The sequence below is a fragment of the Mesorhizobium sp. ES1-4 genome (assembly GCF_020164745.1).
In the GTDB taxonomy this organism is placed as follows: Bacteria; Pseudomonadota; Alphaproteobacteria; order Rhizobiales; family Rhizobiaceae; genus Mesorhizobium.
This window is the reverse complement of record NZ_JAIUGV010000024.1, coordinates 19,135-40,929: the sequence shown is the minus strand read 5'-3', so window position 1 is coordinate 40,929 and position 21,795 is coordinate 19,135. Positions and strand designations below refer to the sequence as shown.

The 21,795-nt window shown below is 64.6% G+C and carries 25 protein-coding genes and 1 pseudogene; 12 read left to right on the top strand and 14 right to left on the bottom strand.

The genetic code is table 11. The features are described from left to right. Window positions 1–91 precede the first annotated feature (91 nt). Window positions 92–2,095, bottom strand: a complete 2,004-nt coding sequence (locus LB556_RS29200; RefSeq protein ID WP_224570986.1) for a PhoX family protein — start codon at window positions 2,093–2,095, stop codon at window positions 92–94. A 262-nt stretch (window positions 2,096–2,357) separates the two neighbouring features. On the opposite strand from LB556_RS29200, the gene LB556_RS29195 reads away from it, so the two are divergent. Continuing rightward, window positions 2,358–2,882 (top strand): hypothetical protein, encoded by a 525-nt coding sequence (locus LB556_RS29195; protein ID WP_224571019.1) that lies wholly within the window; start codon window positions 2,358–2,360, stop codon window positions 2,880–2,882. Between the two features lie 126 nt (window positions 2,883–3,008). On the opposite strand, the gene LB556_RS29190 is transcribed toward LB556_RS29195, so the two are convergent. The 4 genes and pseudogenes from LB556_RS29190 to LB556_RS29175 all read right to left on the bottom strand — a co-directional run. Next, window positions 3,009–3,671: a response regulator gene (locus LB556_RS29190; protein WP_224570985.1), complete on the bottom strand. Its 663-nt coding sequence runs from the start codon at window positions 3,669–3,671 to the stop codon at window positions 3,009–3,011. Further along, entirely contained in the window at window positions 3,668–5,059 is a 1,392-nt protein-coding gene (locus LB556_RS29185; RefSeq protein WP_224570984.1) for a sensor histidine kinase, read from the bottom strand. Before LB556_RS29185 ends, LB556_RS29190 begins: the two co-directional genes overlap by 4 nt. Before the next feature lie 115 nt (window positions 5,060–5,174). After that, a complete protein-coding gene (locus LB556_RS29180) occupies window positions 5,175–5,492 on the bottom strand; it encodes a hypothetical protein (protein WP_224570983.1) in 318 nt (105 codons plus the stop codon). Continuing rightward, a pseudogene (locus LB556_RS29175) lies at window positions 5,489–5,731 on the bottom strand (IS1 family transposase); the annotation flags it as partial. The gene LB556_RS29180 and the pseudogene LB556_RS29175, both read right to left, overlap by 4 nt. A gap of 104 nt (window positions 5,732–5,835) precedes the next feature. Between LB556_RS29175 and LB556_RS29170 the strand changes: the two are divergent. From LB556_RS29170 to LB556_RS29155, 4 genes are all read left to right on the top strand, one after another. Beyond that, the gene (locus LB556_RS29170; RefSeq protein WP_224570982.1) at window positions 5,836–6,177 is read left to right on the top strand and encodes a hypothetical protein; all 342 of its coding nucleotides are present in this window, start codon (window positions 5,836–5,838) and stop codon (window positions 6,175–6,177) included. A gap of 8 nt (window positions 6,178–6,185) precedes the next feature. Further along, window positions 6,186–6,887 (top strand): phosphatase PAP2 family protein, encoded by a 702-nt coding sequence (locus LB556_RS29165; protein WP_224570980.1) that lies wholly within the window; start codon window positions 6,186–6,188, stop codon window positions 6,885–6,887. A gap of 279 nt (window positions 6,888–7,166) precedes the next feature. Further along, window positions 7,167–7,445: a helix-turn-helix domain-containing protein gene (locus LB556_RS29160; RefSeq protein ID WP_224570977.1), complete on the top strand. Its 279-nt coding sequence runs from the start codon at window positions 7,167–7,169 to the stop codon at window positions 7,443–7,445. A 68-nt stretch (window positions 7,446–7,513) separates the two neighbouring features. Continuing rightward, window positions 7,514–9,256 (top strand): SulP family inorganic anion transporter, encoded by a 1,743-nt coding sequence (locus LB556_RS29155; RefSeq protein WP_224570976.1) that lies wholly within the window; start codon window positions 7,514–7,516, stop codon window positions 9,254–9,256. Here LB556_RS29155 and LB556_RS29150 read toward each other — a convergent pair. After that, the gene (locus tag LB556_RS29150) at window positions 9,246–9,911 is read right to left on the bottom strand and encodes a DNA-3-methyladenine glycosylase (RefSeq protein WP_224570975.1); all 666 of its coding nucleotides are present in this window, start codon (window positions 9,909–9,911) and stop codon (window positions 9,246–9,248) included. The genes LB556_RS29155 and LB556_RS29150 overlap by 11 nt on opposite strands. 82 nt (window positions 9,912–9,993) lie before the next feature. Next, on the bottom strand, window positions 9,994–10,848 hold the full coding sequence (locus LB556_RS29145; protein WP_224570974.1) for an SMP-30/gluconolactonase/LRE family protein: 855 nt from the start codon (window positions 10,846–10,848) through the stop codon (window positions 9,994–9,996). Window positions 10,849–10,960: 112 nt separating this feature from the next. On the opposite strand from LB556_RS29145, the gene LB556_RS29140 reads away from it, so the two are divergent. Beyond that, on the top strand, window positions 10,961–11,764 hold the full coding sequence (locus LB556_RS29140) for a helix-turn-helix domain-containing protein (protein ID WP_224570973.1): 804 nt from the start codon (window positions 10,961–10,963) through the stop codon (window positions 11,762–11,764). Between the two features lie 74 nt (window positions 11,765–11,838). Here LB556_RS29140 and LB556_RS29135 read toward each other — a convergent pair whose 3' ends face one another. Together LB556_RS29135 and LB556_RS29130 are read right to left on the bottom strand one after the other, a co-directional pair. Next, a complete protein-coding gene (locus LB556_RS29135; protein WP_224570972.1) occupies window positions 11,839–12,783 on the bottom strand; it encodes a CHAD domain-containing protein in 945 nt (314 codons plus the stop codon). After that, a complete protein-coding gene (locus LB556_RS29130; protein WP_224570971.1) occupies window positions 12,780–13,253 on the bottom strand; it encodes a CYTH domain-containing protein in 474 nt (157 codons plus the stop codon). The genes LB556_RS29135 and LB556_RS29130 overlap by 4 nt, the downstream gene beginning before the upstream one ends. Before the next feature lie 91 nt (window positions 13,254–13,344). On the opposite strand from LB556_RS29130, the gene LB556_RS29125 reads away from it, so the two are divergent. From LB556_RS29125 to LB556_RS29110, 4 genes are read left to right on the top strand one after another with little or no spacing between them, the layout of a single operon-like run. Beyond that, a complete protein-coding gene (locus LB556_RS29125; protein ID WP_224570970.1) occupies window positions 13,345–14,049 on the top strand; it encodes a CerR family C-terminal domain-containing protein in 705 nt (234 codons plus the stop codon). Next, a complete protein-coding gene (locus LB556_RS29120; RefSeq protein ID WP_224570969.1) occupies window positions 14,046–14,999 on the top strand; it encodes an HlyD family secretion protein in 954 nt (317 codons plus the stop codon). Before LB556_RS29125 ends, LB556_RS29120 begins: the two co-directional genes overlap by 4 nt. Beyond that, window positions 14,996–15,916 carry an ABC transporter ATP-binding protein gene (locus LB556_RS29115; RefSeq protein WP_224570968.1) on the top strand — a complete coding sequence of 307 codons (921 nt, stop codon included), beginning with the start codon at window positions 14,996–14,998 and terminating at the stop codon, window positions 15,914–15,916. Before LB556_RS29120 ends, LB556_RS29115 begins: the two co-directional genes overlap by 4 nt. Continuing rightward, complete coding sequence (locus LB556_RS29110; RefSeq protein WP_224570967.1) at window positions 15,913–17,049, top strand: ABC transporter permease; 1,137 nt, start codon at window positions 15,913–15,915, stop codon at window positions 17,047–17,049. Before LB556_RS29115 ends, LB556_RS29110 begins: the two co-directional genes overlap by 4 nt. 118 nt (window positions 17,050–17,167) lie before the next feature. Here the strand turns inward: LB556_RS29110 and LB556_RS29105 are convergent, their stop codons facing one another. Both LB556_RS29105 and LB556_RS29100 read right to left on the bottom strand, forming a co-directional pair. Next, a complete protein-coding gene (locus LB556_RS29105) occupies window positions 17,168–18,151 on the bottom strand; it encodes a threonine/serine dehydratase (protein WP_224570966.1) in 984 nt (327 codons plus the stop codon). A 222-nt stretch (window positions 18,152–18,373) separates the two neighbouring features. Then, entirely contained in the window at window positions 18,374–18,697 is a 324-nt protein-coding gene (locus LB556_RS29100; protein WP_224570965.1) for a hypothetical protein, read from the bottom strand. Window positions 18,698–18,868: 171 nt separating this feature from the next. On the opposite strand from LB556_RS29100, the gene mbfA reads away from it, so the two are divergent. After that, window positions 18,869–19,852 (top strand): iron exporter MbfA, encoded by a 984-nt coding sequence (mbfA, locus tag LB556_RS29095; RefSeq protein WP_224570964.1) that lies wholly within the window; start codon window positions 18,869–18,871, stop codon window positions 19,850–19,852. A gap of 223 nt (window positions 19,853–20,075) precedes the next feature. On the opposite strand, the gene LB556_RS29090 is transcribed toward mbfA, so the two are convergent. The 3 genes from LB556_RS29090 to LB556_RS29080 all read right to left on the bottom strand — a co-directional run bounded on the left by LB556_RS29090 (window position 20,076) and on the right by LB556_RS29080 (window position 20,942). Further along, window positions 20,076–20,420, bottom strand: coding sequence for an antibiotic biosynthesis monooxygenase family protein (locus LB556_RS29090; protein ID WP_224570963.1), 345 nt, complete (start codon window positions 20,418–20,420; stop codon window positions 20,076–20,078). Continuing rightward, window positions 20,417–20,749, bottom strand: coding sequence for an NIPSNAP family protein (locus LB556_RS29085; RefSeq protein ID WP_224570962.1), 333 nt, complete (start codon window positions 20,747–20,749; stop codon window positions 20,417–20,419). Before LB556_RS29085 ends, LB556_RS29090 begins: the two co-directional genes overlap by 4 nt. An 85-nt stretch (window positions 20,750–20,834) precedes the next feature. Next, window positions 20,835–20,942, bottom strand: a complete 108-nt coding sequence (locus LB556_RS29080) for a DUF1127 domain-containing protein (RefSeq protein WP_318011338.1) — start codon at window positions 20,940–20,942, stop codon at window positions 20,835–20,837. Between the two features lie 174 nt (window positions 20,943–21,116). Here LB556_RS29080 and LB556_RS29075 point away from each other — a divergent pair, with 174 nt between their 5' ends. Beyond that, complete coding sequence (locus LB556_RS29075; protein WP_224570961.1) at window positions 21,117–21,791, top strand: ArsR/SmtB family transcription factor; 675 nt, start codon at window positions 21,117–21,119, stop codon at window positions 21,789–21,791. Window positions 21,792–21,795: the final 4 nt, after the last annotated feature.

The following is a 21,795-nucleotide window of genomic DNA, read 5'->3' as shown; positions in this document are numbered from 1 at the left end:
ATTGCCAATCTTTCCCGAGACTTGAGCAAGCCGATGCGAAAAAAGAGAGGCCTCGGTCCCCGAAGCCCCTCTCGTTTTGTCTCACCCGGCGTCAGATGGCGATCTTGCCGCCGCCCTGTCTGGTGATCGCCACGACCGCCGGCCGCACAGGCATGTCGGGCTTGAAATCGGGCCAGCGGGTCGACGGGTCCTCGTAGTAGGAGGGCCGGCCGAACGCTTCCCAGTCCTCGCCGCCGTCGCCTGGATGCTGGACGGCGACGAAGGCGGTCTGATCGTCCGGCGCGAACAGCGGGCCGCACATTTCTGCGCCGATCGGCACCCGGAAGAACAGTTTCGAGGTCGCCCGCGCCGATCCTTCCGTGTCCACCGCCCACAGGCCGTCGGTGCGGCCGGTGGCCTTCGGGCCCTGGCCGTCGGTGGCGACCCACAGACGCCCGGCCGAATCGACCGCGCAATTGTCCGGCATGCCGAACCAGCCATTGGCCGTCGTCGCGGTGGAGAAGGTGGCGCCGACATCGGCCACCGACGGGTCGCCGCATTTCAGCAACACTTCCCACTTGCCCTTCGTGGCGGCGAAATCGCCGCCGTCCTCGACGATCTCGATGATATGGCCGAAGGCATTTCCGGCGCGCGGGTTGGCGGCGTCGACCTGATCGGCCTTGCGCTTGGAGTTGTTGGTCAGCATGACATAGACCTTGCCGTTGCCGGCATTGGGCTGGATGTCTTCGGGCCGATCCATCTTGGTGGCGCCGAGCAGGTCGGCGGCGCGGCGCGTCTCGATCAGCACGTCGGCCTGGCCGGCAAAACCGTTTTCCGCCGTCAGCGGACCCTGGCCGAACACGATCGGCATCCATTCGACCGAGCCGTCCTCGCCGAATTTGGCGACATGCAGCGTGCCGTCGTCGAGCAGGTCCTTGTTGGCAGCGCGATCGTCGGCATTGAACGCGCCCTTGGTGACGAACTTGTAGACATAGTCGAAGCGCTCGTCGTCGCCGAGGTAGAAGACGACGCGGCCGTCCTTGGCGACGATCGATTCGGCGCCCTCATGCTTGAAGCGGCCCATGGCGGTGCGCTTGCGCGGCACCGAATTCGGGTCGTCGACGTCGACCTCGACGATCCAGCCGAAGCGGTTGGGCTCGTTCGGCTCCTTGGCGAGGTTGAAGCGGTCGTAATGCGCGCCCCATTCATAGGCGCCTTCCGGGATGCCGAGGCGCTTGTAGTTGGCGGCTTCCTTGTGGCCTTCCGGCAGCTCGCCGGAGAAATAGCCGTGGATGTTCTCCTCGGCCATCACATAGGTGCCCCAGGGCGTGACGCCGCCGGCGCAGTTGTTGATCGTGCCGAAGACTTTCGTTCCGGACGGATCGGCATTGGTCTTGACGCGGTCATGGCCGGCGACCGGGCCGGACAGCGCCATCTCGGTGTTGGAGGTGATGCGGCGGTTGAGCTTGCCGTCGCGCACAACCTGCCATTTGCCGCCATCCTTGCGGATTTCGACGATGGTGCCGCCATGGGCGGCCATCTCGACATCGACCTGTTCCTTCGAGAGCGGCGCCACCTCGGCCGACTTCTTGCCGTCCTTGTCGACGATCTTGACGATGCCGGGGAACATCAGATGCGGATTGGTGTATTCGTGGTTGACCACCAGCAGGCCATGCTCGGCCGAGCCGTCGATCGCGATATAGCCGACATAGTCGTTGTTGTAGCCGAACTGCCTGGCCTGCGCCTGCGCCGACTGCTTCGTCGGGTCGAATTCCGGCGAATCGGCGAACAACGGATCGCCCCAGCGCAACAGCACGTCGGCATCGTAGCCTGGCGCGACATGGTGCTTGTCGTCGATACCGGCCTCCAGCTCGTCGAATTTGAAGGCGGAGCCTTCCGCGGCGCGCGCATCGTCGGCGGCGATCATGGCCAGCGGGCTGACAGTGGCGGCGATCGCCGAGACGGCGAGCGAACCCTTGAGGAAGCCACGGCGTGAAAACCGCGCGGCGATGATCTCGCCCATCGTGCGGTTTTCGCTGGGATTGTTGGCCGGGCCTTCGTTTTCCTCGAGCAGGCTGGTGCGGAATCGGGCGTCGGGGGAGCGATGTTCGGTCATGGGAGCCTCTGGCTGGATTTGGCTGGAGCTTGTTGACTGCTCGACCGCCTTACAGTCGGCTGATCACATTTTCGTGACATGATGCTGCGCTGCCACCTCCAAACGCGGCTGGTCTAGGACTTTGGTCCAATCTTGCGCCTGCAAAGGTCCTGGGAGACAAACGCAACGGTCGGAGGCCGCTTCCGGTCGCCACGTCTTTCGGCGATGTTGGTTGCACTGCAACGTTGGGGTGGGCGCGCCGGCCCGATCGACGGAGATCAGTATGCACGGATCGATGACGGCCCGTTTTTGCCGTTTGGCTCTCGGATCAGCGGCCCTCCTGGCGCTGACCGTCGCTCCCTATGAGATTGCCTTCCATGGCTTCGTGCCAGGAATCGAGGGCGCGACCGCGCATGCCAAGGGTGGCAATGGCGGCGGCGGCAACAACGGCAATGGTGGTGGCAACAGTGGCAGCGGCGGCAACAGTGGAAATGGCAACGGTGGTAACAGCGGGAACGGAAACGGCAACGGCGGTAGCAACGGGAACGGGAACAGCGGCGGCAATTCCGACAACGGTGGCGGCGACGCGGGATCCGGCAAGGGTCAGAGCGACAACAACTCCAGCCATGTCAACGCCACGACCGGCGACCAGGTCGACGTGGACGGCAACCAGATTTCGGTCCAGCACCCCGACGGCATGACGGAAAAGATCGAGAACGGCCGTTTCAGGATGAAGGACGCGCTTGGCCGCACGATCATCGACCGCCGGGCCACACCGGCCGACTTTACCCGTCTCAAGGCCCTCTGAATCCAGGCCCTCCGGATTCAGGTCTTGTGAAGCTGGTCAACAGGCAACGACCAGTTTCACATGTCACCTCCGCCGCCCCCGGCGGAGGTGACCTCGTTTCGCGCGGCCTTCCATGCCGCGATGGCTCTATGGCCGGTCCCTCTCGCGGTCGCGGAACTCGCGCATCATGAGGGCCGCTTCAGTGCGGTTTCGCACGTTGAGTTTCGACAGCACCCCCGTCATGTGGTGTTTGACGGTCTTCTCCTGCAGCTCCAGGCGCAAGGCAACTTCCTTGTTGCTCAGTCCCTCCGCCACCAGCCGCAGGATTTCGGTCTGTCGGACGGTGAGTTGCCGCAGCCGGTCCGCTACGCCGTTGGCAGGCTGCAGGGACTGCACATCGGAAAGCAGCCGGGCCGACAACATCGGCGAAAGATAGCTTTCGCCAGCCGCCACGCTGCGCAGGATATCGGCGAGCCCGCGTGATCCCACTCCCTTGAGGACATAGCCGCGCACACCCGCGTTCAGGGCCTTGGTTACGTCGGCATTGGCCTCTGAAACGGTCAACATGACGATCTTCTGCGCGGGATGGCCGGCAAGGATGCCTGCAACCGCAGCCAGGCCGCCGCCCGGCATGGAAATGTCGAGCAGCATTATATCGGGCTGCATGGTCGAGGCGATGCGTTCCGCGTCCTGCGCGGTCGCACCTTCGCCGACCATCTCGAAGCCGCCGATCTCCGACAGGCTGCGCGTCACGCCTTCGCGGAACAGTGGATGATCGTCGACAATGGCGATGCGGATGGCGCCCATCATGCTTGCTCCTCGACCGAAAGACGGATCACCAGCTTGGTGCCTTTTGGCCCTGTCTCCGTCTCGAACTGTCCGCCAATGCTTTCAACCCGCTCCCGAATGCCGGCCAGCCCCAACCCCTCGGCCCGCGCCGGATCGAAGCCGGGCCCGCCATCCGACACTTCAACGAAAAGCCTGCCGTTCTTCATGCCCGCACGCACCGCCTGATCCTTGCCGCGCCCGTGGCGGTAGGCATTGTTCAGCCCCTCCTGCACGCAGCGATAGATGCTGATCTTTTCAGAAGGACCCGGTTCGGGCAAATGTCCGGGCAGCGTGAGCCTCACCGACGTGCCCGTCCGGCGCTCATGTTCGTCGACGGCCAGCCGCAACACGTCCACCACCGCTGCCGTTTCTATCTGCGGCAGCACCAGGCCGGTGCAGATGCCGCGTATCTCGCGCATCGCGTCCTCCAGCGTCTTGCGGATCATGGCGACCTCGGTCGAGCGGCCTTCGCTGCCATGGCTGTCGCCGGTAAACACCGGACTGTCCATGCGCAGCGCCGCCAGGGCCACGAGCTGGGCAGGGCCGTCATGCAGGTCGGCGCCGATCCGGCGCAGATATCTTTCGTTGAGCGCGGCGGCGCGGCGGGACGCCCGCTGCACGCGTTGCCGCAAGGCGCTGTTCTGCGTCACCAGGCCCTGCAGCTCAGACACCTGGCGGCGAAGCGCCCCGCGCTGATCGTCGATGGTGCGGCTGGCGCGCAGGACGATGCCCGACAGAAGCAGGAATGCCGTCAAGGTGGTGCCGGCCACGACCAGCCAGCTCGACAGCAGGGCGGAAGCCAGGGTGGCTTTGAAATCGGTCGCGATCTCATAGAATTCGGTGACCGCGACCACGTCGCCGGACCAGGGTTCGCGCACCGGATTGTAGATCTCGAGCAACGGCACAGCCGTGGTCCGTTCCTTGTCTTCGTTTTCGTCGAACGTATCGAACTGGGCAACGACACTGCCCTGGAAGGCGGAACGCAGATTTCTGTTCAGGTCGAAGCGGCGGCCGATCAATCTGGAGTCCTTCGCGTAGAGCACCGTGCCGTCGCGCCGCCAGAGCCTGAACGAGGCCAGGCGTTTACCGAGCGCGCCCTGGCCGAGCGTCTCGTCGAGTGCCTGTTTGACGGATTCGCTGAGCTGCTCGCTCGTGCGCAGGTCGGGCAGCAGCGGTGCGATCACGCTGTCGACATAGAGTGCCGTCGTTGCGGCCGAATTGCGGGTGACGCCGTCCCGGATCTGCGTCGTCACCCAAGTGCCTACGATCAGCATGACGCCCAGGAGGCCAAAGCCGCCGGCAATGACGAATTGCACGGCGAGGGAAAGCTCGCTCCAGCGCCGCGTCAAGTTCTGATGAATACGAATCATGGGCCCCTGACCGCCCTTCTATCGACAGACCGGGCGATTCCGGCACATTGAGCTTCACTCTCGCCGTTGCCAAGACCTTCCTTGGAACGGGTAGTGGGTCAGCTTGGAATTCCATTCAGGACGGGTGGCCGAAAACAATCAAGATAAGCGCCATCACACCGAAGGTGCCGAAAAAGACGATAGCGCCATATGCTATTGTACGACGCGCCATCTGGAAGCGGGGCGACGAAAATTCAGCATGAAGCCTGGAATCCCGGCTTCCCATTCGCTCGCTCCAAGGAAGGTTCTGCTCATCAATCGAGCCATAGAAATCGGTGCGTAGAATTATGCTTGCGAGTGAGACGAACATAGTTGCGAAGCTCAGCGCCAATACAACGGCGCAGGCTGTTACTGGAATAAACAGGTGAGGATTGTCCGCCCATTCGTACTTCAAATTTCCTCGCTCCGCTTTTTGCAGGCACAGCGAACCATTGGCTTCTCTGCCTCTCTAGCCTCGATCAGCGCAACAATATCGCCGATTTCCCATAGCTTGTGAGTGACACCTGCAGCCATTGCCGGGGTCATCCGCAGAGAAGCATGAATGCGGACAAAATTGTAGTAGATGAAATGCGGCGCAGCCGCTTTAGCGTGGGCCTCAACCTTCTTTGAGAACCCGTTGGTCAGGCGGGTGAAGAAACTGACCCACTATCTTGGAACGACGTCGCTTGACGTCTTGGCGCGCTTCGGAAACAACGTCCGCGATATCAGGCGAAAGCCGCTTCGAGGGGGACGGGACGTTGAGTTTTTCGGGACTGCTGCAGCTTGTCTTTTCGACCGTGATCTTCCTTCTGGCGGCGACTGCCGCCAAGCAATGGGGACTGGCGCCGAGCCTGGGCAAGATCCTGCTGACGCTGGCGCTCTATTCGCTGGGCAATTTGATCATGCTGCGGCTGATCCGCGAGTTCGGCATGTCGGTGTCGTTCAGCCTCTCGGCGGTGATCCAGCTGGTCTCGGTCAATGTCGTGGCGCTGGTGTTCTTCGGCGAGCGAGTCAACGCGCTGCAGGCGACCGGCATCATGCTGGCGATCGCCGCGGTGGCGCTGATCACGCTCGGGCCCTATCTGCAAGGGCGGTTGTAATGGTGCCGATGAAAAACGTCGCGAATGCCCTGCTCAACCGGGTCGAATTCCCGGTGCTGCTGGCCGGCCTGGTCATCGCCGGCGGGCTGTGGGCATTCGAGGAATTGATGGAGGTGGCACGGGCCACCACGCCGCACGCCTTCGATACCGAGATCCTGCTTGCCTTCCGCCAGAGCGGTCAACCCGGAATCCCAATCGGCCCGCCATGGCTGGAAGGGGCGATGCGCGACATCACCAGCCTCGGCAGCACCAGCGTGCTGGTGCTGATCACGGCGGCGACGATCCTCTACCTGCTTTTGATCCGCAGGCGGGGAACCGCGCTTCTCATCTTCGTCGCCGTCGCCGGCGGCCAGGTCTTGTCGAGCCTGCTGAAAGTCGGCATCGACCGGCCGCGCCCGGAACTGGTTTCACATCTGGTCAACGAGACGTCGCTTTCGTTCCCGAGCGGCCACGCCATGCTGTCGGCGGTGACTTATCTGACGCTCGGTTCGCTGGCGGCGCGCTTCCTGCCGGGCCGGACGACCAAGGTCTACGTGTTGTTCCTGGCGGTGCTCACGACGGTGCTGGTCGGCGTCAGCCGCGTCTATCTCGGCGTCCACTGGCCATCGGATGTGCTGGCCGGCTGGTGTGCCGGCTTCGCCTGGGCGATGCTATGCTGGTTGGTGGCGAGGCTTCTGCAGCGGCGCATGGCGGTGGGCGACGATGCCTGACCTCGCCGTCAGATCAACCTGTTGATGAGGTGTCCACCACAGCCCGCCAGTGCCAGAACCATCGACAGCAAGCATGCCGATGTCATCAAAGTCTTGAAAACGGTCAACCGCGTTACCCCTGCCCGGATGGACACCATCCTAGCTTGAAATCCTCGGGAGCACAAAAAATGGGCAACCATGCGACGACGATTACGTTTGTCGCATCTATAATGATGCTTGAAACATCATAATGATGGTATTATACATTATTTCCGCAGACTCAGACATGGGTTCCGGCCAATGATCACTGCCGCACAGATGCGTGCCGCGAGGGCCCTGGCCGGCATCGACCAGAAGACGCTCGCCGAGCGCGCCGGCGTCTCGCTTCCGACCATCCAGCGCATGGAAGCGAGCGATGGCGTGGTCAGGGGCGTGGTCGACACGCTGATGAAGGTCATCCAAGCTCTCGACGGGGCCGGGGTGGAGTTGATCGGCGAGAACCAGGCCAGCGAGCGCGGCGGCAGGGGCGTGCGCCTCAAGCCCGCCGTATCGCCGGATCCCAAGGCTGAGCCGGCATAAGTCGCGACGACGACCGCCGACAGTCCTGCCGACGATCCCGCCGCCATTGCAGGTGCGGAAGGCAGTCCATGGACCAAGCGCGTCAAGCAGTGCATGAATCGGTCCATCAACCGGTGACGCCGACATTTTCCGAATTGTTCACGCCGAAGCTGGTGACAGTCTGGCGGGAGGGTTACCACCTGCCGCAATTCAAGGCCGACTTCATGTCCGGCCTGACCGTCGCCATCGTCGCGCTGCCGCTGTCGATGGCAATCGCGATCGCTTCGGGCGTGACGCCGGAACGTGGCCTCTACACCTCCATCGTCGGCGGCTTCATCATCTCGGCCCTTGGCGGCAGCCGCTTCCAGATCGGCGGGCCGGCCGGCGCCTTTATCGTGCTGGTGGCGGCGACGGTCGCGCGCGTCGGTGTCGACGGCCTGCTGCTGGCGACGATGATGGCAGGCATTTTCCTGCTTGCCATCGGGTACCTCCGGCTCGGCACCTACATCAAGTTCATTCCCTATCCGGTCACCGTCGGCTTCACCGCCGGCATTGCCGTCATCATCTTCTCCGGCCAGATCGTCGAATTGTTCGGGCTGACCTTGCCGGGCAGGGAGCCCGGGCCGTTCGTGCCCAAGCTGATCGCGCTTGGTGAAGCAGCCGGCACCATCAACTTCGCGGCGACCTTCGTGGCGGCGCTGACCATCGCGACCATCGTCCTCCTGAAGCGCTGGCGGCCGAAATGGCCTTCCATGCTGATCGCCATCGGGCTTGCCTCGCTCGTCGTGGCGCTGTTCGCGCTGCCGGCCGAGACCATCGGCACGCGCTATGGCGGCATTCCGCGCAGCCTGCAATGGCCCGCACTTCCACCCGTCAGCTTCGGTAGGATGCTCGACGTCCTGCCGGATGCCATCGCCTTCGCGCTGCTCGGCGCCATCGAATCGCTGCTGTCGGCCGTCGTCGCCGACGGCATGACGGGGCGGCGGCACCGGTCCAATTGCGAGCTGGTGGCGCAGGGCTTCGCCAACATCGCGTCCGCCCTGTTCGGCGGCATCTGCGCCACCGGCACCATCGCCCGCACCGCCACCAATGTGCGCGCCGGCGCGCACGGCCCGGTTTCGGGCATCGTCCACTCGGCCATCCTGCTGGTGCTGATGCTGGCGGCGGCGCCACTCGCCAGCTACATTCCGCTCTCGGCCCTTGCCGGCGTGCTGGCGGTGGTCTGCTGGAACATGTTCGAGAAACAGGCCTTCGCCACGCTGCTCAGGGCATCGCGCGGCGATGCGCTCGTGCTGCTGGCGACTTTCCTGATCGTCGTCTTCCGCGACCTCACCGAAGGCATCGTCGTCGGCTTCGCGCTCGGCTCGATCCTGTTCATCGACCGCATGGCCAAGTCCGTCGCGGTCGAGGCGGATCTGGTGCAGGAAGACGTCGCCGACCGTGTCAACGGCGCCAGCGCCTATGATTCCAGCGAGGCAAGCGACGCCGACACCGTCGTCTACCGCATCTCGGGCGCCTTCTTCTTCGGTGCTGCCTCCACCGTCGGCAGCGTGCTCGACCGCATCGCCGACCGGCGCCGCAACTTCATCCTCGACTGTTCGGCGGTGCCGCTTTTCGATTCGACGGCGGCCAATGTCATCGAAAGTGCGGCGCGCAAGGCGAACCGCGCCGGCGTGCGCTTCGTCATTTCGGGCGCCTCGCCGCGGATACGGCGCATGCTGATCAACCACGGCGTCAAGCGGCCGCTGGTGACCTATGCCGCCTCGATCCGCGAGGCGCGGGCGCAACTGGCGGGAGAACAAGAGGCGAAGCAGCCGTCCGTCACCGACTGAGCGATGCCGGGCCGCTGACGAACGGGCTTCCCTTGAGGTAAAATCGCAGCAGGCGCTCGGCGTCCTTCGTGATGCCGATCCTGATGCTCTGCCCGATCTCGCCTGTTTCAGCGCCATCGCGTGCGAGCCATAGCGGACCTTCCCGGCAAAGGTCGATCCCGTCGAGTGAACGATCGATCCGCAATGCCGAGGCCAGCCTTCCCGGCCCGCGCGCCAGGTCGCGCAGGCGCTCGACGCCACGGTTCAACCGCATGATCGCGACGCCTTCCAGCGGCTCCAGCGCCCGGATCAGAACGCCGGTTCCGGTGCCCTGCGTCTCGCTCGAAACGTTCAGCATGAAGGAGGTGCCATAGGCGAGATAGACATAGGCGTGCCCGCGCTCGAGAAACAGCGACCGGTTGCGCGGCGTCATTCCCCTAAACCCATGCCCGGCGGCATCGCCCACGACATAGGCCTCGGTCTCGACGATGCGGCCGCTGACCCTGCCTTCAGGCAAGTCGCGCACCACCAGCTTGCCGACGAGCGCGCGGGCGAGGGCGGCCGTATCGTCCGGCAGTTCGTCTCGCGCGAGCGGCCGATGATTGCCGCCTTGGCTCACGGCGTCCGCTGGGCCGCTCTTGTCTTCCGGCCGTCCATGGCACACCTCCTTGATCATCGCCTTGGATGGACCCGTCTACCACGGTCCATCCAAGGCTGTCAGCGAAGGGTCGCGCGGCTCGGCTCCGCGGTGGCGGTCCTCAGTCCAGCTTCAGGGCCGCGACTTCGCCTTCGTTCATCAGCGGCACGTAGAGGATCGACTTGCCGTCGGTGCCGATGTCGGCGCTGCCCGGCTTGAAATGCGCCACCGCTTCCGGCGCACCGCCTGGCTTGTATCGGTAGAGCGTGCCGGTCATGTAGGCGGTGGCATAGATGGTATCGCCAATGGCGATGACGCCATCGAGGTCGGCGAATTTCTGCGCGCCGGGCAGCGGCGAAACCATCTTGCTGGCAAGGTCGACCGCCAGCAGCCCGCCAGGCTCGGCCGTGCTGAAGTCGGCCCTGATGCCCTTGCCCCACGACGCCACGATCAGCCTGCCGCCGTCGGCGAAGACGCCGTTGGGTGAAGCGAGCAACGGGTCCTTGACGAACAGCTCCGCCCTGTCGCCGTCGATGCGGTAGATCGTGTCGGCCAGCATGTCGGTGACATAGACCTTGCCGGACCGGTCCGATGTCATGTCGTTCAGGAAGACGGCATGCGGGACCACGATGCTGTCGATCAGCTTGCCGCTGGCGAGATCGACGACACGGACCTTGGTTATGTCGGCGACATAGAGCTTGCCGCCCGATATCGCCATGCCCTTTGGGGCGTCCATGCCGTCGGTCCAGTGTTGGGTGACGATGTGGCCGTCGAGAGACAGCACGCTGAGATAGCCATTGCCGTCGGCGTCGCCCGGATTGCCTGCTATGTTGGAGACGATGATGCGGTTGCCGGCGGCGTCGAACAGCGCCGATTCCGGCTGTTCGAAGCCCGTTGCGCGCCAGAGTTCGCCGGCCTGGGCGGGTGCCGCGATGCCGATGGCGGCGATGAAGGCTGAGGTGATGAGGCGTTTCATGTCCGGTCTCCTGTGATGACGCTAAGACCTATGATTTTCGATACTTTTCAGGAAGGGTGATTGCCCCTAGTATCGGATATCGATACGAAACCGCCGACAAGAGGTGCATCCCGTGAACGGTCTGATCTTCGAGGCGCTGAAGCGGACGCTGAAGGCAAAGGGTGTCACCTATCGCGGGCTCGCCGAACGCATGGGGGTTTCCGAGCCGACGGTGAAGCGTATCTTCCATGAGAAGAACTGCAAGCTCGACCGGCTGGTGGAGATCTGCGCCGCCGCCGGCGTGGAGCTGGAAAATGTGCTCGGCTCGATGAACAGGGGGCCGGGGCCGGTCAACCACGTCGCGCCCGAGATCGAACGCCGGCTCGCCGGCCGTCCGGCACTGCTGTTCGTCTTCGTCATGCTGTCGGAAAAATTCACGCCTGAAGGCATCATGCGCTCGCAGGGCCTGAGCGAAGCCTCGATGTTCCTCTATCTGCGCGACCTAGAGGAACTCGGGCTGGTCGCGCTCGGCCGTGGCCTGTCGGCGAGATTGCTGATCGAAACCCCGATTCAATGGAATTTCGAGGGGCCGCTCAGGCCGCTGTTCGAGATGACCAACAAGAATTTCATCGGCTGGGCGATCACCCATCTCGAGCGGGAGGCGACCTTCGTCAGCTTCTCCAGGCGGATGCGTCCCGAGACCGCGGAGATGGTGCGGCGCGAGGCCGAGGAACTGGCCGATCGGGCGAAACTGCTGGCCCATCACGACCAGCACACCACGCCCGAGGAGGGGTTGGTCGGCTACAAATGGACGTTTGCCTTTGGCGCCACGCCGTTCGAGGCGATCATGCCGATCGGCCCGCACCCGCGCGACGCCGGTGCGCGAGCGAAGGGTCAGCCTTCCCCCGCAAAACAGCCACGGCCACTGCCGGCATGATGGGGAAGCAACAGGCGGGAATGTCGCCGCTATGGACCCGCCATCGATGCAGGCTCGCCCCGGGAGGCCCAGGATCAACCGGCAGCGCCGGCCTGATCGTCCGCGGACGAGGCGCCGGCCAGATCGTCGCGGGCCTTGCGGGCTAGCCTTTTCGTCGAGCGCTTCGGGCTGTCGCCGAACAGTTCGGCCGCTTCGGCAAGGCACGCCTTTTTGAGGCTCTTTTCCGAACGCTTGAGCAGCTTGCCCAGAAGTTTCGTATCCTCGGGCGTCCCCAGCGGCTCGCTGTCCGCCTCGTGCAGCGCGCGCATGACGAACACATCATGCAGTTCGCCGAGCCGCTCGCCCAGCGCATCCACGGCCTTGCGCCGCTCCTTGATGGGGGTCGGCCACAGCCTGCCCAGCAGCGACAGGTGCATGCCATGCGTCTTGGCCGCCTTGCGCAGGTCGTGGAAATCGTCGGCCGCGCCGTGCGAGCCGGCCTTGTCGAGTGCCTTCCTGGCACGGCGCAAGGTGGCGCGGGCGCCCTCGGCGAGCACGTCGGCGGCCTGTTCCGGCTGGTCGGGCAGGACAAGCGTCTCGATGCGCTTCATGCCGTCTTCGCAGGCGGCGGTGGCCGCGCCGATCGCCGCCTGGAGCCCGGCGCCTTCGTGCAAATCATGCTGGCGTTGGATCAGTCTGTCGCGCACGGCATCGAGCCCGCCATCGGCGCTTTCCTTGGCGAAGCCCGCCGCCAGTCGATCGATGGTTTCGATCAGGGCTGTGGCTTCACGCGGGCCGGCAAGCAGCGCCGCCACATTGCGATAGCATTGGTTTTCCGTGGCACAGAATGTTTCGTCACCGGAACGAACGAGACGCAGCAGGGCACGCGCGCTCTTCAGCCGCTTGCGGCATTTGTGCAGCCCCTGTTCCGGCCGTGTCCGCGCCGCATCCAAATGCAGCAGCGCCTTGCCGATTTCCTCGGCGAGGATGCGTCTCACCTCGTCGGTCAGCGGCATGCGCGGGTCTATGCGAAAGCTCATGCGGCGATCTCCGGTATCCCCCCGAGGGCGAGCGACGCGTTGTAGAACTTCTGTTCGCCGGTGACTTCACGGTCGAGCCAGTCCGGCAGCATTTCGTCGGGCACGTCGTCCGGCGTCTCGAGTTCGGCCACCACAAGTCCCGCGAGCGCGCCACCAAAGACGTCGACTTCATAGAGATAGCCGCGATGCCTAACATGATGACGTGTCTTCTCGATGACACGTCCGAGGGCGAAGTCCAGCATATCCAGCGCGTCGGCCAAGGGTATCGGATACTCGAATTCGTCACGTTCACGCGCGGCACGGCCAAATTTGAGCGTCAGCGTGGCGGACGCGCCATCGCTGATGCGGATCCGGACGGTTCGTCCGGGTGCCGTGGCGAGATAGAATTGGAGAATGCGGATATCCGCTTCCACCTGATCCCGCCATGCGGTGCCGGAGACCAGGAACTTGCGCTCGATTTCCTTGCCCATGGCGTCACACTAAAGCGCTTGCCGAAGGCGATAGCAAGGCAGCACCGTAAAAGTTGACTTTAATCAATCGATTGATTAAAGGTTTTTCACCATGGCCAGATCGTCAGACGCCAAGACGCCCCGCGGCGGGACATCCCCGGCAGAGCTGACGCGCGCCGCGCTCGTGCGGGCGGCGCTGAAATTGTTCGGGCGCCAGGGTTTCGACGGCACTTCGACGCGCGAGATCGCGGCCGAGGCAGGGGCCAACATCGGCTCGATCGCTTATCATTTCGGGGGCAAGGAAGGCCTTCGCACGGCTGCCGCCGATTTCATCGTCGAGACCATTCAAGCCGTCGCGGGTCAGGCGCTCGGCGATGGGCAGACGGCGACGGCGAGCGACCCGGATATCGCGCGCGCGCAGCTCTTCGCGGCACTGGAGCGGATGGTCGGCTTTGTCGTGGCGACGCCGCAGGCCGGCGAGATCGTGCAGTTCGTGCTGCGCGAACTGTCGCATCCGACGGCAGCACTGGACCGCATCTATGACGGCGTCTTCGAGCCGACGCATCGCCGTCTGTGCCTGATCTGGGAGCAGGCGACCGGCGAGCCGGCCGAAAGCGAACGGACCCGGCTCACCGTCTTCACGCTGATCGGCCAGGTCATTTATTTCCGCATCGGCCGCGAAGCGGTGATGCGCCGCATGGGCTGGCACGACATCGGTGCCGCCGAGGCCGCCAAGATGGTGGCGGTCACCACGGACAACCTCGACGCCATACTGGCCGCCCGAAAGAAGGCGGGGACAAAGGGATCAAAACAATGAGCTTTCTGTGTGCGCTGCCGCTCGCCGCCCAACTCTTCGGTGCCTGCGCGCCGGCGGCACCGCTCGCCGTCGGTTATGTCGAGGGCGACTATGTGCTTCTGGCGCCCATCGAGGTGGCGCAGGTCGAGACGGTGACGGTGAAGCGCGGCGATCGCGTCACGCCCGGGGCCACCGTGGTGACACTCGAAAATGCCGACGCCAAGATCGCCGTGGCGCAAGCGCAGGCGGCCCTTGCGCAGGCGCGGGCGCAGTACGCCGACCTTCAGGTCGGCAAGCGGCCGGAGGAGATCGCGGTGCTGAAAGCCGAGGTCGACATGGCCAAGGCGCAGGCCGCCGACGCCAAGCGAAAGTACGACCGCGCCGCCGACCTGTTCAAGCGCGGCACCGGCACCCAGGCCGACTACGACACCGCCTCGGCGACGCTGGAAACCGCCAACGCCCAGGTTGGCCAGGCCGAGGCCAATCTCGCCGTCGGCGGCCTGCCGGCGCGCCCCGAGACGATCAAGGCCGCCGACAACCAGGTCAAGCAGGCGCAGGCGGAACTGGAACAGGCGCAATGGCGCCTGTCCAAGCGCACGCTCGCCGCCCCTTCGCCCGGCCGCGTCAACGACGTCATCCGCAATCCTGGCGACACCGCCGGTCCGACCGCGCCTGTCATCTCGGTGCTTCCCGACGGCGCGGTGAAGCTCAGTGTCTACATACCGGAGACGGCCTTTTCCTCGGTCAAGGTGGGCAGCCTGCTCAGCGTCCATTGCGACGGCTGCGGCCCGGACGTAAAGGCGCGCGTCAGCTATATCTCGCCCGATCCCGAATTCACCCCGCCGGTGATCTACTCCTTGGAAAACCGGCAGAAACTGGTCTATCTCGTCGAGGCGCGGCCCGAGGGCGATGCGGGTCCGCTGCAGCCCGGCCAGATCGTCGATGTCGATCTCGCGGTTTCAGGACAATGAACGTCATCGACGTTCACGGCCTCGTCAAGCGCTTCGGCGACAAGACCGTCGTCGACCACGTGACCATGTCGGTCGCTGAAGGCGAGATCGTCGGCTTCCTCGGGCCGAACGGCTCGGGCAAGACCACCACCATCCGCATCATGTGCGGCCTGCTGACGCCGGACGAAGGCGACGGCACGGTGCTGGGTTTCGACATCCGCACCGATGCGCTCAGGATCAAGCGTGAAGTCGGCTACATGACGCAGAAATTCTCGTTCTACGAGGATCTGACGATCGGCGAGAATCTCCAATTCGTGGCGCGGCTCTACCAGTTGAAGCCGGTCGAGGAGTATGTCGCCAGGACGTTGGAGGAACTCGGGCTGGCGACGCGCCGCAACCAGTTGGCAGGTACCTTGTCCGGCGGCTGGAAGCAGCGGCTGGCGCTGGCCGCCTGCATCATGCACAAGCCGAAACTGCTTCTGCTCGACGAGCCGACCGCCGGCGTCGACCCGAAGGCGCGGCGCGAGTTCTGGGACGAAATCCATCGCCTCGCCAGCGGTGGGCTGACAGTGCTGGTCTCCACCCATTACATGGACGAAGCCGAGCGCTGCCACCGCATCAGCTACATCTCCTACGGCAAGATGCTGGCCACCGGCACCGTCGCCGAAGTGGTGAAGAATGCGGGCTTGACCACTTTCGTCCTGCAGGGCCCGCGGCTCGACGAGGTGGCGCAGGCGTTGCAAGGCCGGCCTGGCGTCGACCAGGTGGCGCCGTTCGGTGCCACGCTGCATGTCGTCGGCTCCGACAAGAACAAGCTCGAGACGGCCCTCGCCGATGTCGAGAGAGAGCACAAGGGCGTGACGGTGACGCCGGGTGAAACCAGCCTGGAGGATGTCTTTATCCAGTTCATGTCGGGATCGAAGGACAATATGGCATGAACAACGTGCTTTCCTTCGCCAGGCTCGGCGCCTTGCTGATCAAGGAGTTCATCCAGATGCGGCGCGACCGCGTCACCTTCGCCATGATGCTGGGCGTGCCGTTGATGCAGCTGGTGCTGTTCGGCTTCGCCATAAACAACGACCCCAAGAGCCTGCCGACCGCGCTCGTCGCCATGAGCAACGACCAGTATACGCGCGCCATGGCCTCCGCTCTGCAGATGACGGGCTACTATCGCTTCGATTATGTGGCGCAAAGCGCCGCGGAGGCCGAGGAGCTGATGGCCAAGGGCGCCGTTTCCTTCGTGGTGACGATCCCGGCCGACTTCGGCCGCCGGGTCGAGCGCGGCGACAATCCGCAGATCCTCATCGAGGCGGACGCAACCGATCCCTCGGCGGCGAGCGGTGCCGTCTCGACCTTGAGCACGGTGGCGAGCCAGGCGCTGCTGCGCGCCCAGGGCATGCAGGCGGCGGCAGCCGAAGACGCCAGGGGGCAGCTGCAGGTGGTGGTGCACCGGCGCTACAATCCCGAAGGCATTTCGCAATACAACATCGTGCCCGGCCTGCTCGGCGTTATCCTGCAGATGACCATGGTGATGATGACGGCCATGGCGCTGACCCGGGAAACCGAGCGCGGCACGATGGAAAACCTGCTCGCCATGCCTTCCAGCCCGGCCGAGATCATGCTGGGCAAGGTGCTGCCCTTCCTTGTCGTCGGCGCGGTGCAGATGGTGGTGGTCCTGGTCGCGGCGAAGCTGCTGTTCAGCATTCCCTTCGTCGGCTCACTGACGCTGCTTCTGTCGGCGGTGCTTGTCTTCGTGCTTTCGCTGGTGCTGCTCGGCTACACGATCTCGACCATGGCTGGCTCGCAGATGCAGGCAATGCAGTTGACCTTCTTCTTTTTCCTGCCGTCGATCATGCTGTCCGGCTTCATGTTCCCATATCGCGGCATGCCCGGATGGGCGCAGGTCCTGGGCGAAATCTTCCCGCTGACGCATTTCCTGCGCATCACCCGGGCGGTGATGCTCAAGGGCGCCGACCTCCATGCGATAGGAGCCGAGGTCGGCTGGCTGGTACTGTTCGTGGTGCTGTTCGCCGGCACGGCATTGGTGCGGTTCAGGCGGACGCTGGATTAGGATCCGGGGCCGCCCTTCACGGGTTTTCCAGTCAGCTCGACCTTCAAGGCGGCTGAGCACTGCCCGCCGATGCCGTGACCGGCATCGGCTCCCGCGCACGGCGTCCCAATCGCGATGTTTATCGGGCCGCCATGATCCCGGCATAGGTGTCGAAATCGACATTGCCGCCGGACAGCACCACGGCGACGCATTTGCCCGACAGACCGATCTCGCCGGATGACAGCGCCGCCAGCGCGACGCAGCCGCCGGGCTCGACCACCAGCTTCAGGTGGGCCATGGCGTCGCGCATCGCCTGCGCGGTCGCCTTGTCGGAAACCGCGATGGCGCCGGCGAGGTTGCGGCGGTTGATCTCGAAGGTGATGGCGCCCGGTTCGGCGGTGAGGATAGCGTCGCAGATCGAACTGTGGCCCGGCTCGTTCGCAACCCTGGCGCCGGCTGCCAACGAGCGGCGCGTGTCGTCGAAATGCTCGGGCTCGACCGCCCAGATTGCGGTGGCGGGCGAGGCATCCTTGACCGCGACGGAAATGCCGCTGGTCAGGCCGCCGCCGCCACAGGGGACGACGACCGCGTCGAGCGATACACCCAGCGCCCGCGCCTGCTTGACCAGCTCCAGCCCGATCGTGCCCTGTCCGGCGATGATGGCCGGGTCGTCGAAGGGCGGCACCAGCGCCATGCCCTTGTCGAGATAGGGGCGAACCACCGTCATGCGGTCGTCCTTGAAACGGTCGAACGGCACCACCTCGGCGCCCATCCTGCGGACGTTGGCGATCTTCATGTCAGGCGCATCTACCGGCATGGCGATGACCGCCTTGACGCCGAACATGGCGGCCGAAGCCGCCACTCCCTGCGCATGGTTGCCCGAGGAGAAGGCGACGACGCCACGGGAGCGCTCGTCCTCGCTCAGCGTGGACAGCTTGTTGTAGGCGCCGCGGAACTTGAACGAGCCGGTGCGCTGCAGCGTCTCCGGCTTGAACAGGATGCGGCCGCCGAAGCGCCTGTTCAGCTCCTGCGATTCGATCAACGGCGTTTCGACGATCAGCCCGAAGAGGCGCGCGGCGGCGGCGTGGATGTCGGCGATGCCGGGAGGGGAGGGGGTTGTCATGCGAGGTCCAGCAAGAGGGGCGATCCTCTCATAATGCCCGTAAAGACACGCGGCGCACCAATGTAAAAATGTGACCGTTACAAGTTGCCAGGCCAACCCGCCGGACGGCGTTGCCCCACCAAGCTATTTTCTCCCCGTTTGCGGAGGAAATGCCGGCGGAGCAACGAACGCTGCGATCGGCCAATTGACCGCTCCTGTCGGTCGGGCCATTCAGCCCCGATCTCAGCCTAGCAACGTCCGCTGCCTTTTTGTCCCGCCCAGCTTGCGCCAGCTGTTGAACCGATGCGTGGCGGCGGCAAACGAGATCTTCATCTGCTGGGCGACCGAATAGCGCGACTTGCCTTCGTCGAACATGCGGTAGCAGCACTCGACGCCTTCCTCGGTCAGTTTGCCGTCCGGCGCCTTGTTGTGCGGATTGGCGGGGTCGAACTTCTCGACCTGTTGCTCGACCAGGCCTTTCAGGCGTTGCAGGTCGGCTTCGATGCTGGCGATGAGATCGAGAACCGGCTTCGGGTCATAGGCGTGTGCGGGCTTCTTTGCCGTCATCGGCGTGTTCCTTCCATGGTTCGGCCCCACATATAGGTGGACATTCAGCGATAATGAAGGGCGCTGCACAAGCAGGAGCTTCAACTATTCTCGACCGCGGCCAAGCGGGCGATTGACCACGGGCTCCGCAAACCATAGTTTAGAACAATTCTAAACTAGGGTGATTTCCTCATGCTTTCCCGTGTTTTCGGCTTCGGCCGCCGCCCCTTCGACACGCTCTCCGAACAGGAGATCCTGGCGCTGGCCATTTCATCGGAGGAAGATGATGGGCGCATCTACCGGGCTTATGCGGACGGTTTGGCCGAGAGTTTCCCGCAATCGGCCAAAATGTTCGAGGCAATGGCCAAGGAGGAAGACGGCCATCGCGATTCGCTGATCGAGCTCCACCGCAAGCGTTTTGGCGAGCGCATTCCACTGATCCGCCGTGAACATGTGAAGGGTTACTATGAGCGCAAGCCCGACTGGCTGGTACGGCCGCTCGGCATCGAGGCCGTGCGCGGCCAGGCCGAGGCGATGGAGCGGCAGGCCTACCTGTTCTATGTCGAGGCGGCCAAGCGCACCACCGACGCCTCGACGCGAAAACTGCTCAACGATCTGGCACTGGCCGAACAAGGCCATGAAACGCTTGCGCAGCGGCTTGAGCACAAGCATGTGCCGGGCGATGTGAAGGATGAAGAGGCCGCCGCCGAGCAGCGTCAGTTCATCCTGACCTATGTACAGCCCGGCCTGGCCGGATTGATGGATGGATCGGTATCGACACTGGCACCGATCTTTGCCGCCGCCTTTGCCACGCATGACACATGGCAGACCTTTCTGGTCGGCCTCGCCGCCTCGATCGGCGCCGGCATTTCGATGGGCTTCACCGAGGTCGCCTCCGACGACGGCAAGCTATCGGGCCGAGGCTCGCCCATAAAGCGCGGCATCACCACCGGCATCATGACGGCGTCCGGTGGGCTTGGCCACGCATTGCCCTATCTCATCCCGCATTTCTGGACGGCGACCGCGGTCGCCGCCGTGGTCGTGTTCTTCGAATTGTGGGCCATCGCCTTCGTCCAGAACCGCTACATGCAGACGCCTTTCCTGCGCGCTGCCTTCCAGGTGGTGCTGGGCGGCGCCCTGGTGTTCGCGGCCGGCGTGCTGATCGGCAATGCGTGAGCGTCTTTTTACCTTCTCCCCTTGTGGGGTCCGAAGGACGGGGCGAGACCTGTGGGGCTCGCCCCCGGGCGGTGGATCGGCGCGCAGCGCCGAGACGGATGAGGGGTGTTGGACGGAGTGAGATGTTGGCACTTGTCACCGTGCGTCCAACTGGAGCACCCCTCATCCGACCGAGCTTCGCTCGCCCACCTTCTCCCACAAGGGGAGAAGGAAGAACCAGCCCTCACCCGTTCACCGCCCGGCTGTCCGCCGGCGCCTCGTCCCGCTCCGTCAGCCCGTAATCGCGCACCACATGTGCGATCCGCAGTCTGTAGCCGGCAAAGATACCGCCGCGCCCTGCCTTCTGCGCCTGCCGGTGTTCTTCCGTGTTGCGCCAGGCCTTCACCGCCTCCTCGTCGCGCCAGAACGACAGCGACAGGATCCGGTTCGGGTCGGCCAGGCTCTGGAAGCGCTCGATGGAGATGAACCCGTCGACGCCCTCGAGCAGCGGACGCAAGTCGGCGGCGATGCCGAGATAAGCTTCGCGCCGGCCCGGTGCGGGCTGCACCTCGAAGATGACGGCGATCATGCCTTCACCAGCGGCGCATGCGGGCCGGACGCCAGTTTCAGGAACATGCGGTCCTCCCTGAGGATGAAGCGTTCACGCTTGGCGAACTCGTAGTTTGTCTTGCCGGCCGGGTCGGCGGCAAGTCGGGCGCGATAGGCTTCGTAGGCGGCCAGGCTTTCGATGTTGTAGGCGGCGTAGGCCGTCGTGGCCGAGCCCTCGTGCGGCGCGAAATAACCGATCAGATCGGCGCCGCAGCGCGGAATGGCCTGGCCCCAGTTGCGGGCATACTCCTCGAAGGCCGCCTTGCCGAACGGGTCGATCTCGTAGCGGATAAAGCAGGTGATGGTCATCTCGGTCTCTCCTTGCGGGTGCGTCGATGGTTCGAGCGGCGTCGAAACGTCCTGTGGGTGGATGTGTTAGGCATTCCCTCGGCGGTCATGCCTGCCAGAAGGATTTCGCGCATTCGCGGCGCACGTCCTGCCGTGTCAGGCCGAGGTCGCGCAGCAGGTGGTCGTCGATCTCGCAGAGGTCGCGGCGCTGCACGTGGCGGTCATGCCGGCGCCAGCAGCCGCGAGCGGATCCAGGTGATGACAGGGAACGACCGGCGGCGGGGCAACGGCGCAGGGGTGGAAGCGGCTCGTGCGGTCATCGTCATCTCCTTGATCTGGCCGGAGAATAGTGGTTATCTCACAAGAATGCTTCGATGAGGATCAAACCATGCGTGAAGGACCCGACATTGCCCGCATCGCCAGCCTGGTCGGCGACCCGGCCCGCGCCAACATGCTCAACGCCCTGATGGGCGGCACGGCATTGACCGCGAGCGAACTGGCGCTGGAGGCCGGCGTATCGTTGCCGACCGCCTCCTCGCATCTATCCAAGCTGATGGAGGGTGGCTTGCTGACCTTGGCCAGCCAGGGCCGGCATCGTTATTACGGGTTGGCCGGCCCGCAAGTGGCCGGCATGATCGAGGCCATCACCGGCGTGGCCGAGGCGGTCGGCCCAAGGCGCGTGCGGCCGGGCCCCCGCGACGGTGCGATGCGCGTCGCGCGCGTCTGCTACGATCACCTTGCCGGCGAGCAGGCCGTTGCGATGCTGGATCGCCTTGTCGACAAGAACATACTGCTCCGCGACGACAAGGAGATCAGGCTCGGCCCGTCGGCGGCCTCCCACTTCGCGGCGATAGGCATCGATGTCCAAACCAGGCCGCGGCGGCCGGTGTGCCGCGCCTGCCTCGACTGGAGCGTGCGGCGCTCGCACCTTGCGGGCACGCTGGGAGCCGCCATCCTCGACAAGATCCTCGCCGAGAAATGGGCGCGCCGCGAGAAGGATAGCCGCGCCGTGGTGTTTTCGCCGCCCGGCAAGCAGGCGTTCGAGCGGGTGTTTTTGGCGTGAGCCG